We start from the raw sequence: 11,140 nt of genomic DNA, 5'->3' as shown, positions 1-11,140 counted from the left end.
CCGCTCAGCGCGAGCGTCACCGCATCTTGCCGCCCCGCGGCATCCGCATACCCTTCGGCATCGGGCCCTTCGGGATCGGCATGTTGCTCATCAGGTCGCCCATCGCGCGCAGCCGGTCGTTGACCGTGGTGACCTGGGCGCCCGGCAGCACCCGCGGCAGCTTCAGCAGGGTGGTGCGCAGCTTCTTCAGCGGCACCTGGCCCTCACCGTCGCCCACGATCACGTCGTGCACCGGCACGTCCACCACGATCCGCGCCATGCGCTTCTTCTCGGACGCCAGCAGGCTCTTGAGCCGGTTCGGGTTGCCCTCGCCGACCAGCACGACACCGGCCTTGCCGACCGCGCGGTGTACGACGTCCTGGTTGCGGTTCATCGCGACCGCCGGCGTCACCGACCAGCCGCGGCCGACGTTTTCCAGCACCGCCGCGGCCGCGCCCGGCTGGCCCTCCATCTGCCCGAAGGCCGCGCGCTCGGCCCGCCGGCCGAAGACGATCGCCATCGCGAGGAAGGCCAGCAGGAAGCCCAGGATGCCCAGGTAGACCGGGTGACCGATCGCGAAGCCGATCGCGAGGAGGACACCGAAGGTGACGATTCCCACCGCCGCGACGACGAGACCGACCTTGGAGTCGGCCCGCTTGGTCATCTTGTAGGTCAGGGCGATCTGCTTGAGCCGCCCGGGATTCTCGGATGTTTCCTGCCTCGCCATGCCCCAGAGTTTACGTGGCCTGCGGAGCCCGGGTCGCCACGGCCTCCAGGACGTGCTGGGCCTCGCGGCGCTCGCGGGCGCGGTGCCGGTCCTCCAGGACCGAAGTCCAGGCGTTGCGGCGGGCGGTGCGCTGGCCGCTGCCCAGCAGTACGGCCTCGACGGCGCGCAGGGCGGTGGTGAACGACGGGATGGCGGTGGCGCGTACGTGCGCGGCCTGCATGGGTCAGTCCCCCTCGGAAGCGGACGGACGGGAAGGGTGGTCCCGACCAGACTCACTGATGGGTGTTACCAGGACGTGACCGGTCGGTCAAACACCAATGAAACCCATACGCCGTGTGATCACACCTTGACGCGGCCCGTACGCGTGAGCCCCGGAGTTCCGGGGCCCACGGCGGTTCTCGAAGGTGGCGCCGGTCACACTCCGCACGTGATCGAGATCACGCTTGGTGACATGGTGCCCGGGCGGCCGGCGATGCGGCGCCCTGGCGCCCCCGCGCCCTGGCGCCCCGGCGGCTCCGGAAACCCGCCGCCCCCGCTACGCGGCCTGCGTCGCGCGCCGGTCCATCGCCTGCTGGAAGAGGCGGCCCGCGCGGTACGAGGAGCGGACCAGCGGGCCCGACATGACGCCGGAGAAGCCGATCGCCTCGGCCTCGTCCTTGAGCTCCACGAACTCCTGCGGCTTGACCCAGCGCTCCACCGGGTGGTGCCGGACCGAGGGGCGCAGGTACTGCGTGATGGTGATCAACTCGCAGCCGGCGCCGTGCAGGTCGCGCAGCGCCTGGCTGACCTCCTCGCGCTCCTCGCCCATGCCCAGGATCAGGTTGGACTTGGTGACCAGGCCGGCCTCGCGGGCGCGGGTGATGACCTCGAGCGAGCGCTCGTAGCGGAAGGCCGGGCGGATCCGCTTGAAGATCCGAGGGACGGTCTCGACGTTGTGCGCCAGCACCTCGGGGCGGGAGCCGAAGACCTCGGCGAGCTGCTCGGGGACCGCGTTGAAGTCGGGGATCAGCAGCTCGACCTTGGTGCGGCCGGCCTCGCGCCCGGCCGTCATCGCGTGGATCTGCCGCACCGTCTCGGCGTACAGCCAGGCGCCGCCGTCCGCCAGGTCGTCGCGGGCGACGCCGGTGATCGTGGCGTAGTTGAGGTCCATGGTGACCACGGACTCGCCCACGCGGCGCGGCTCGTCGAGGTCCAGGGCCTGGGGCTTGCCCGTGTCGATCTGGCAGAAGTCGCAGCGCCGGGTGCACTGGTCGCCGCCGATGAGGAAGGTGGCCTCGCGGTCTTCCCAGCACTCGTAGATGTTGGGGCAGCCCGCCTCCTGGCAGACGGTGTGCAGCCCCTCGCGCTTCACCAGGCTCTGCAGCTCGGTGTATTCGGGGCCCATCTTCGCCCGGGTCTTGATCCACTCGGGCTTGCGCTCGATGGGGGTCTGGCTGTTCCGGACCTCCAGGCGCAGCATCTTGCGTCCGTCGGGTGCGACTGCGGACACGTCCGGCTCCCTACGACTTTCGATTCTTGGGCGAACCCCAGGGTACGCCCGTTGTTCGTACGCTTTTACGCCCTGGTCGGCCGCTGAGCCTTCGGGCCGCGCGGTACGAGGGGTCAGACCGCGCGCGGCAGGGGCTCCGCCGCCTCCAGGACGCCCCGCAGGTGCTTCTCGGCCACGGGCAGGACCTCGGCCACGGAGACCTGGCGGCCCAGCTCGTTGGAGAGCGAGGTCACACCCGCGTCGCGGATGCCGCAGGGGACGATCCGGTCGAACCAGGTGTTGTCCGGGTCGCAGTTCATCGCGAAGCCGTGCATCGTGACGCCCTTGGCGACGCGGATGCCGATGGCGGCCAGCTTGCGGTCCTCGCGGCGCTGGCCGGCGTTGGACGGCGCGTACTCGGGGCCGCTGAGCCGCGGGTCGAACTCCTCGTCCTGGAGCCGCGGGTCGAAGTCCAGCGACAGGCCTCCGAGCGCGGGCCGCTGGTCGACCGGGTCGCCGAGCACCCACACGCCGCTGCGGCCCTCGACCCGGGAGGTCTCCAGGCCGAACTCCGCGCAGGTGAGGATGAGCGCCTCCTCCAGGCGCCGGACGTGGGCCACCACATCCACCGGGCGCGGGAGTTTGAGGATCGGGTAGCCGACGAGCTGACCCGGGCCGTGCCAGGTGATCTTGCCGCCGCGGTCCACGTCGACGACCGGCGTCCCGTCCAGCGGGCGCTCGCTGTCCTCCGTGCGCCGCCCGGCCGTGTAGACCGGCGGGTGCTCCAGCAGCAGGCAGGTGTCGGGGACCTCGTCCGCGAACCGGGCCGCGTGCACCCGGCGTTGCTCCTGCCACGCCTCCTGGTACTCCACAGCCTCCGCCCCGAAGCCCAGGTGGACAAAGCGCAGCTCGCGCGGCTCACTCACGGCAGCTCCTCTTCCCGGCCGTACGTCCCCGTAGCGGCGCTCCTGCGCCCATGCCACTGTACGGCCCGTGGCGCGGGCCCCAGGATCCAGTTCCGGTCGGCCGGGGTCCGGCGGGGCGGTTCCGCCGGAGACTTCGTCACGTCTGCCCGGGGACTCCGTCACGGTCGGCAAGCACCTGCTCACACGATCGGATGAATGATGGGCCGAGCGTGCGGAATGTGTGCTTCCAGCCGCTAAATTCACGCCGTTCCATCAGGGCGTTGAGGCCCGGAAGGCAGAAGGCAGGAGACCGCACACCCGATGACGGACCGACCCCAGCAGCGCAACCCCAACCGCCAGCTCGCCGCGCTCATCGCCGAGGCCGGATTCTCCAACGCCGGGCTGGCCCGCAGGGTCGACCAGCTGGGGCTGGAGCACGGTCTCGACCTGCGCTACGACAAGACGTCCGTGACGCGCTGGCTGCGCGGACAGCAGCCCCGCGGCACGACGCCCGCCCTGATCGCCGAGGTGTTCTCGCGTCGTCTCGGGCGGCGGCTCTCCGCGCAGGATCTCGGGCTCGACGCCTGCGGCCCCGTGTACGCGGGCCTCGAATTCGCCGCGAGCCCGGCCGAGGCCGTGGACATCGTCAGCGGGCTCTGGCGCAAGGACTCCGGCAGCCACGCCGAGCTGCGGAAGATCGCGTTCACCCCCGCCGGACTCGTCGTACCCAGCCGCGACTGGCTCATCGGCCGCGCCGACGAGCGGGTGGCGCGGGCCGCCGAGGAACCCGCGGCGGGGCCGTCCGCCGCGCGCGTGCCTGCGCAGGGCCGTGCGACGGTGCCGCGGCAGCGGCAGGGCGACCAGAACCCGGTGCACAAGGTCACCGCGGGGGACATCGCGGCCCTGCGCTCGGTCGGCGAGCTGTTCCGCACCCTCGACCACGCGTACGGCGGCGGGCACGCCCGGCAGGCCCTCGTGCGGTATCTGGAACACGAGGCCGAGCCGATGCTGCGCGGCACCTACAACGAGGCGACCGGGCGCCGGCTGTTCGCCGCGGTCGCCGACCTGACCCGGCTGGCCGGCTGGACCTCGTACGACATCGCGGCCCACGGGCTCGCCCAGCGGTACTTCGTCCAGGCCCTGCGGCTCGCGCAGGCGGCGGGGGACCGGGCATACGGGAGCTACGTGCTGGTGACGATGGGCCGGCAGGCGGTCTATCTCGGGCACGGGCGCGAGGCGGTGCAGCTCGCGCGGGTCGCGCAGCAGGGCGTCGGGAGCGGGGCGCCGCCGGTCGTCCAGGCGCTGATGCACGCCGTGGAGGCGCGCGGGCACGGTGTGCTGGGGGAAGTGCGCGCCTGCACGGCCTCCCTCGCACGGGCCGAGCGGGCGCTGGAGGCGGCGCGGCCGGGGGACGAAGTCCCGTACTGGGCACGCTACTTCGACGAGGCGCAGCTGGCCGATGAGTTCGGGCACTGCCACCGGGATCTCCAGCAGTACCGGGCGGCCGCGCAGCACGCGGAACGCTCCCTCCAGCTGCGCGCGCCGGGCTATGCGCGCAGCCGCCTGTTCTGCCGGGTGGTCCTGGCGTCCGCGCGGCTCGGGCTGGGGGAGCTGGACCAGGCGTGCGCGCTGGGGGCGGAGGCGGCGGCGCAGGCAGCGGAAATGCGGTCGACGCGGGCCGTGGAGTACGTTCGCGACTTCGAGCGTCGGCTGGAGCCGTATCGCGAAGCGGCCCCGGCCCGAGCCTTCCGCGAACGCGTCGCGGCGCTGTAGGCCCGCGCCGGGTGGAGGGCCGGTGCGGAGGCCGGGTTCGGCGTCGCCGTGCAGCACCGCGGTTGGCGGTGCGTCCGTTCTGATCAAGCCCATGTGATGCACTGTCAGGAAGTCGCAAGGCCCCGCGGGTTGGTGCCCACGTTGATGGTGCAGGTGACGGCGTTGGTGGCTGTGCTGATCACCGAGACGGTGCTGGGCAAGAGGCTGGTGATGTAGACGTTGGCCCCGTCCGGGCCGGCAGCCACGCCGCGGGGGTTTGAGTTGACGGCGATGGTGTCGGTGACGGTGTTGGTGGCTGTGTTGATCACCGAGACGGTGTTGGAGCCCTGATTGGTGACGTAGGCGCGGGCGCCGTCCGGAGAGAGCGCCACGCTGGAGGGAAGGACGTCGCCGGCGATGGCGGTGGTGACGGTGTTGGTCGTTGTGTTGATCACCGAGACGGTGTTGGAGCCCTGATTGGTGACGTAGGCGCGGGCGCCGTCGGGGGTGAATGCCACGCTGGAGGGAACGGCGCCAACGTGGATGGTGGCGGTGACGGTGTTGGTGGCTGTGCTGATCACTGAGACGGTGCCCGCGCTCAAGTTGGTGACGTAGACGCGGGTGCTCTCCGGGGAGACCGCGATCCCAGTCGGCTGGGCCCCGACAGGGATGGTTTTGATGACCGTGTCGTTGGCGCTGTTGATCACTGAGACGGTACCCGAGGTCTGGTTGGCCACATAGACGCGGGAACCGTTCGGGGAGATCGCGACGTTGGTGGGGTTCTCGCCGGTGGCGATGGTGGTGGTGACGGTGTTGGTGGCTGTGCTGATCACCGAGACGGTGTTGGAGCCCTGGTTGGTGACGTAGGCGCGGGAACCGTTTGGGGAGATCGCGACGTTGGTGGGGTTCTCGTCGACGAGGATCTCGGTGGTGACCGTTTTGGTGACCCGGTCGATTGCCGAGACCGTACCCGGGGTCATGTTGACTACGTAGAGGGCGGGGAAGACGGGGGTGATGTAGGTGAACCCGCCTGGGACTGTTGTGCTGCCGCCGGCCGTGGTGATCACGACGGCCGCGTTGCCTGCCGCACCCTCGGGCGTGATCCCTGTCAGGGAGGTTCCCGCTCCGTTCACCGCGATGCCCGTCGCCGCGACGCCGTCGAAGGTCACGTGGGCGCCCGTCAGGTTGGTTCCCGAGAGGGTGAAGGCGGTGTGGCCGGAGACAGGGCCGAACAAGGGAAAGATGGCAGTGGCCGTGGGGGCACCTACGTAGGTGTAGGTCAGGCTGTTGCTTGTCCCGCCCGCCGTTACGGCGCGCACTTGCACGGGCCCGCTCGTGGCCCTTGCCGGCACCGTGACCTCGATCCGGCCGTCGGAGACGACTGTCGGGATCACGGAAGTACCGCCGAAGGACACGCTGGTGGTGGAGGTCAGGCCGGTACCGGTTATGGAAATGGTGTTGCCGCCGGCCAAAGGCCCGGATGTGGTGCTCAGCGTGAACAGGAAGGGCGGGCTCACGTAGACGAAGAGCACGGGCGGAGTGGTGCCGCCAGGGGTGGTCACCGTTACCTCCACCGCGCCGGATCCCGGCGGAGACACCGCGGTGACTATGGTCGGGGACACCTGGACGATTTGAGGTGATGGTTTGGTGCCGAACCTCACCATGGTTGCTCCGGCGAGGTTTGTGCCGGTGATGGTGACCAGGGTTCCACCAGTAGTGGAACCTTGATTCGGGGAAATGGAAATTGCCATGATGGTACCCCAGGACCGGGTGGGGAGCGGGGAGACGGGAGCCCGGCTTTCCAGCTGGTTGGAACACTCATCAGGTCGCGGACTTCCGCTGATCGCTCGCCGTGGATGAGATGAGGATCTCCTGAGATCGAAAAATCCTTGGCGTGCATATTTCCTGCCGCGGAGGGAGAATAACCCGTTGTGTTATGGCGGTTGGGGCGATGGGGGCGCAAAAGGGTGGTGTGCAAAGGGGTATGCGAGTTGCGGATGATGGAATCCGCGCACGATCTGCGAACTGAACCGGGATTCTGGCTCATTCGCCGTCGCCGGCTCCGAACCTCGTACTGAAACGGTCTGCGAGGGTGGCGGCGACCGCGCGCCGGGCGGAGGAAAGAGCGCCCTGGAGCGTGCTCGTGTCACGGTGGTCCCCGCACACGTACAAGCCCGCCACCACCCGTACGGGTCGGCGCGGGTCGTGCGGCGGGCGCATCGCCGGAAGGGCCTCTGGGTGGTGGTAGGCGGCGAGCAGCCGCCAGCGCGCGGCCGACGTGCCGTACAGCCGGCTGAGTTGGGGCCGCGCTGCCCCGTCCAGGGCCGGGACCGGATCCTCTGACGCGGGACCCGTCACCACCGAGGTGATCAGGACACGTCCCGGTGGGGTGCGGGACGGGTCGGCCTCGCTGACCACCGTTGTGTGCGTTACGGGGCCCAGCCGGTCCGCGTCCAGGATGAGAGCGGCCCCGGTCGCCGGCGGGGCGTCCGCTGTGTGGTGCAGCACGGTCGTCGCGTGGAAGTCCGGTAGCCGCAGTCCGGGTAGGAGGCCGGCCGCCGCGCGCGCTCCGGTGGCCACCAGTACGGCGCGGCACGGGATTTGGCCGTGCCCGGCGGTCTCCACCGAGGTGGTGGAGACCGACACGGCGCGTACCCCGGTTCGGATGGCGCCCGGTGGCAGCCCCGCGGCCAGCAGCTCCGGAACCGTCGCCGAGCCCCCCACGGGCAGGCACAGCCGCCCGCAAGCGTAGGCGCGCAGGGCGAGGTCCGCGCAGCGGCTGGACATGGCGAGATCCGGATCGCCCAGCAGGGCCTCCAGCAGCGGCCGCAGGAAGCGGTTCGCCGTGCGGGGCGGCACACCGCGCGCGGCCAGTGCCTGCGCGGCGGTCAGCTCGGGGCGGGCCAGAAGGTGGTCGGTGGGTGTAGCGGCCAGCCGGTTGAGCAGGGCGGAGGCCCTGGCCTGGTCGAGAGCTCCGGTGAGGGGCGCGTGGGCAGCGGAGGCGATGGCTCGCGCGGTGGTGAGTGGGCCTCTCGCGCCGCGTGGTCCGCCGGGTTGTCCGGCGCGGGCCCTGACGAGGGTCTCGAAACGGGCCGCAGCCCGAATGTCCGTGTCGGCCACACCCTTGGTGTCCGCGCGGGTCTCCGGGGACCGCTCACCGCGCCCGCCCACCGCGTACCGGTGGCTGCGCCCGCCCGCGTGCACCAGCGCCCCGCGGGCGAGCGGGCGGAGCGGCAGGGACTCCAGGCCCGGCATCCGGAAGAGTTCCGGATAGGACGTGTTGAGGAACTGCACCGTACGGTCGAGGTGGAAACCGTCCACGTGGTCGGTGGCCATCCGCCCGCCGATGTAAGGAGCGGCCTCCAGGACCGTGACACTTACCCCGGCCTCTGTGAGGAGGCGGGCCGCGGCGAGGCCCGCCGCCCCTGCCCCTATGACGACGACATCCGTCCGTTCTCCGCTGTGGCGCGCGCTGCTGAGCACGTCCCCTCCCCAGGGTCGGCTGTGTTCCCGCGCCGGGTGCCCCCGACCGGTGGTCGGTGAGGAAAGCCAGGTCACACTCGGGCCACTGGTACCTCATGCCCTCAACAGCCCTGAGAAATGCGGCGGTTCCGGCCGTCCGTACGAGCGATTCCGGCCGAAGTCGGGTCGTGGAGTGACACGTTCCGATCGGGAACGTATGTGAAACGATCGGCCCGGCCCCACGCGCGCGTGCCTTCGGCGCGGCCGGCCGCGGCCCTTTTACCCCAGCGCCGCCCGCAGGGCACTCTCCACCGTCGGGTGCGCGAACGAGAACCCCGTCTCCAGCAGCCGCTTCGGCAGCACCCGCTTGCTGCCCAGGACTTCCTCCGAGAAGCCACGGAGGGCCAACCGCAGCACCGGCGCCGGCACGTTGAGAAGGGTCGGCTGGTGCAGCGCCCGCCCCATCGCCTCCGTCACCTCCCGGTTGGTGACCGGCTCGGGCGACGTGCAGTTGACCGGGCCCGCCAGCTCCTCCGTGTCCAGGATGTGCCGCAGCGCCGCGGCCTCGTCCCGCAGCGAGATCAGGCTCCAGTACTGCCTGCCGTCCCCGAGCCGCCCGCCGAGGCCAAGCTTGAACAGCGGGAAGATCCGCCGCCCCCAGGCACCGCCCTCGCCCGAGACGACGAGGCCGCTGCGCGCGAACACCGTTCTGATGCCCGCCTCTTCGGCCGGCGCGGCCGCTTCCTCCCACGCCTGGCACATGTCCGGCAGGAACCCCTCCCCGGGCGGCGCGCTCTCGTCCACGGCCCGGTCCCCGGTGTCCCCGTAGAACCCCACCGCGCTTCCGCACAGGAACACCCGCGGCGGGGTGTCGAGCGCGGCGACCGCCTCGGCCACCGCGGCCGTGCCCAGCACCCGGCTGTCCCACAGCTCCCGCTTGTACGCGGCCGTCCAGGGGCGGTCGCCGACCCCGGCCGCCGCCAGGTGCACCACCGCGTCGCACCCCGCGAGCCCGGCCGTGTCCACGTACTGCCGCTGGGGGTCCCAGGTGACCTCGTCCGGCGCCGCGGCGGGCCGCCGCACCATACGGACCACCTCGTGCCCGTCCTCGTGCAGGGACCGTACGAGTGCCGTGCCGATGAGGCCGGTTGAACCGCTGACCGCGATGCGCATGAGGCCATCCTGCCCGGCGCGGCCCCCGGAACGCCGGAGTTCCGGCACAGGGCCCGGCGTGCCGGAGCCGGAAGGCCCCCTGGCAGAGTGTCCCCATGCCCGCGCCCGCCTCGCAGCCCCGTACCCGCCCCGTCATACGCCGCGCCGTCCGGGCCGACGACACCGCGCTCGCCGAGCTCGACCGGCGCACGTGGTCGCCCCTGCACTCCGTGCAGGAGGGGCCGCCCCTGGAGGGCGAGCCGTTCTTCGACATGACGCACTCGCCGGACCACATCCTGATCGCAGAGTGCCCGGCACCGGCACCGGCACCGGCACGGGCACGGGCATCGGCACCGGCACCGGCACCGGCATCGGCACCGGCGCCATCGAACGAGCCCCTACGGATCGCGGGCTATGTGCGCGTCGTCCCGCCCACCCCGCTGCCGGCCAACGCCCACGTCCGGCAGATCCAGGGCCTCGCCGTCGACGTCTGGGCGCGGGGCCTCGGCGTCGCCCGGGCGCTCCTGGACGCGGCCGGGCAGGAGGCGCTGCGCCAGGGCGCCACCCGCCTCACACTCCGCGTCCTCGGCCACAACGCCCCGGCCCGGCGGCTGTACGAGTCGGCGGGCTTCGCCGTGGAGGGCGTGCTCCCGGGCGAGTTCCTGATCGAGGGAGAGTACGTGGACGACGTCCTGATGGGCCGGAGCCTCCCGCGCTGACGAGCTGGACCCGATGGGGCGGAGCCCCCGGTTCTGCCGGGCTGAGCCGGCAAGGGGCTCCGGCAGGCGACGGGCCCCAACTCCCCACCGCCTACGGCCGGAACGCGTCCCACAGCCTGGGGAAGCGTTCCGCCAGCGCTCTGTCGTCCTCGAAGTCGACGGGCGTGCCCAGCGGCTCGCGCGGTGCGGGCGGCAGCTCCAGGTCCGGGGTCTCCAGGCCGGTCAGCTGCTCGTACGCCTCGTCCGCCGCGTACCCCAGCTCCTCCGCGTCCCCGTCCACCTCCTCGTCGAAGTCGTCGAGGAGGTCGGCCAGCGCGTCCGGGTCGTGCAGCGCGCCCTCGAAGACCTCGCGGCCCTGGCCGATCAGCCAGCAGCGGAAGTTGTCGAACGCGTCGTCGCTCGCCCCGTCGAGCAGTACCCAGGCCGCGCCCCACACGTCCCAGCGGTAGGCGCGGTTGAAGCGGGCCTCGAAGTGCCGGGCGAAGTCGAGCACGGACTCGGGGTCGAGCTGCAGCAGCCGCTCCAGGAGCAGGTCGGCCTGCTCCTCGGGGTCGCCCTCGGCCGCCTCGCGGGAGCTGTCCACGATCTCCCAGAACTCCGTCTCGTCCATCACCCGACCAGCATCGGGCCTCGCATCCCCGCCCGCACGCGGAACGCCCGGGAATCACCGGTCCGGTTTGTCAGTGGCGGGTGCGAAGGTGGTCCGTGGGACGAGACGGCACGGGAGCGAAGGAGAGCGGACATGGCAGAGCAGCGCGGAACGGCGGGTTCTCTGGCGGGCAGGGTGGCCCTCGTCGCCGGAGCCACCAGGGGAGCGGGCCGGGCCATCGCCGTCGGGCTGGGCGCGGCCGGGGCCACGGTCTACGTCACGGGCCGGACGACCAGGGAGCGCGTCAGCGAGGTCGGCCGGACGACCGAGACGATCGAGGAGACCGCCGAGCTGGTCACGGCGGCGGGCGGCGAGGGCGTCGCGGTC

At 71.8% G+C, this 11,140-nt stretch carries 10 protein-coding genes and 1 pseudogene; 3 read left to right on the top strand and 8 right to left on the bottom strand.

Annotation, left to right across the window (positions count from 1 at the left end; genetic code table 11):
* Positions 1 to 16: 16 nt before the first annotated feature.
* From AOK16_RS15900 to lipB, 4 genes are all read right to left on the bottom strand, one after another.
* Positions 17 to 706 (bottom strand): DUF4191 domain-containing protein, encoded by a 690-nt coding sequence (locus tag AOK16_RS15900; protein WP_055472898.1) that lies wholly within the window; start codon positions 704 to 706, stop codon positions 17 to 19.
* Between the two features lie 10 nt (positions 707 to 716).
* Positions 717 to 926: an SCO2195 family GlnR-regulated protein gene (locus AOK16_RS15895; protein WP_055472897.1), complete on the bottom strand. Its 210-nt coding sequence runs from the start codon at positions 924 to 926 to the stop codon at positions 717 to 719.
* Between the two features lie 315 nt (positions 927 to 1,241).
* Positions 1,242 to 2,195, bottom strand: a complete 954-nt coding sequence (gene lipA / locus AOK16_RS15890; protein WP_055472896.1) for a lipoyl synthase — start codon at positions 2,193 to 2,195, stop codon at positions 1,242 to 1,244.
* A gap of 113 nt (positions 2,196 to 2,308) precedes the next feature.
* Positions 2,309 to 3,100 (bottom strand): lipoyl(octanoyl) transferase LipB, encoded by a 792-nt coding sequence (lipB, locus tag AOK16_RS15885; RefSeq protein WP_055472895.1) that lies wholly within the window; start codon positions 3,098 to 3,100, stop codon positions 2,309 to 2,311.
* Positions 3,101 to 3,400: 300 nt separating this feature from the next.
* On the opposite strand from lipB, the gene AOK16_RS15880 reads away from it, so the two are divergent.
* Entirely contained in the window at positions 3,401 to 4,852 is a 1,452-nt protein-coding gene (locus AOK16_RS15880) for an NsdA family TPR-like regulatory protein (RefSeq protein WP_055472894.1), read from the top strand.
* Between the two features lie 104 nt (positions 4,853 to 4,956).
* On the opposite strand, the gene AOK16_RS29095 is transcribed toward AOK16_RS15880, so the two are convergent.
* From AOK16_RS29095 to AOK16_RS15865, 3 genes are all read right to left on the bottom strand, one after another.
* On the bottom strand, positions 4,957 to 6,582 hold the full coding sequence (locus tag AOK16_RS29095; protein WP_079101439.1) for an IPT/TIG domain-containing protein: 1,626 nt from the start codon (positions 6,580 to 6,582) through the stop codon (positions 4,957 to 4,959).
* Positions 6,583 to 6,874: 292 nt separating this feature from the next.
* Positions 6,875 to 8,314 carry an NAD(P)/FAD-dependent oxidoreductase gene (locus AOK16_RS15870; protein WP_055472892.1) on the bottom strand — a complete coding sequence of 480 codons (1,440 nt, stop codon included), beginning with the start codon at positions 8,312 to 8,314 and terminating at the stop codon, positions 6,875 to 6,877.
* A 258-nt stretch (positions 8,315 to 8,572) separates the two neighbouring features.
* Entirely contained in the window at positions 8,573 to 9,466 is an 894-nt protein-coding gene (locus AOK16_RS15865) for a TIGR01777 family oxidoreductase (protein WP_055472891.1), read from the bottom strand.
* 95 nt (positions 9,467 to 9,561) lie between these two features.
* On the opposite strand from AOK16_RS15865, the gene AOK16_RS15860 reads away from it, so the two are divergent.
* Entirely contained in the window at positions 9,562 to 10,164 is a 603-nt protein-coding gene (locus tag AOK16_RS15860; protein ID WP_055472890.1) for a GNAT family N-acetyltransferase, read from the top strand.
* Positions 10,165 to 10,255: 91 nt separating this feature from the next.
* Here the strand turns inward: AOK16_RS15860 and AOK16_RS15855 are convergent, their stop codons facing one another.
* Entirely contained in the window at positions 10,256 to 10,774 is a 519-nt protein-coding gene (locus AOK16_RS15855; protein ID WP_055472889.1) for a DUF4240 domain-containing protein, read from the bottom strand.
* Between the two features lie 132 nt (positions 10,775 to 10,906).
* Between AOK16_RS15855 and AOK16_RS15850 the strand changes: the two are divergent.
* A pseudogene (locus AOK16_RS15850) lies at positions 10,907 to 11,140 on the top strand (SDR family oxidoreductase); the annotation flags it as partial.

Origin of the sequence: Streptomyces pathocidini, from assembly GCF_001418495.1 — a bacterium.
GTDB classification, from domain to species: domain Bacteria; phylum Actinomycetota; class Actinomycetes; order Streptomycetales; family Streptomycetaceae; genus Streptomyces; species Streptomyces pathocidini.
Note: the sequence above shows the minus strand (reverse complement) of the source record. Positions and strands in the feature narration are given on the sequence as shown.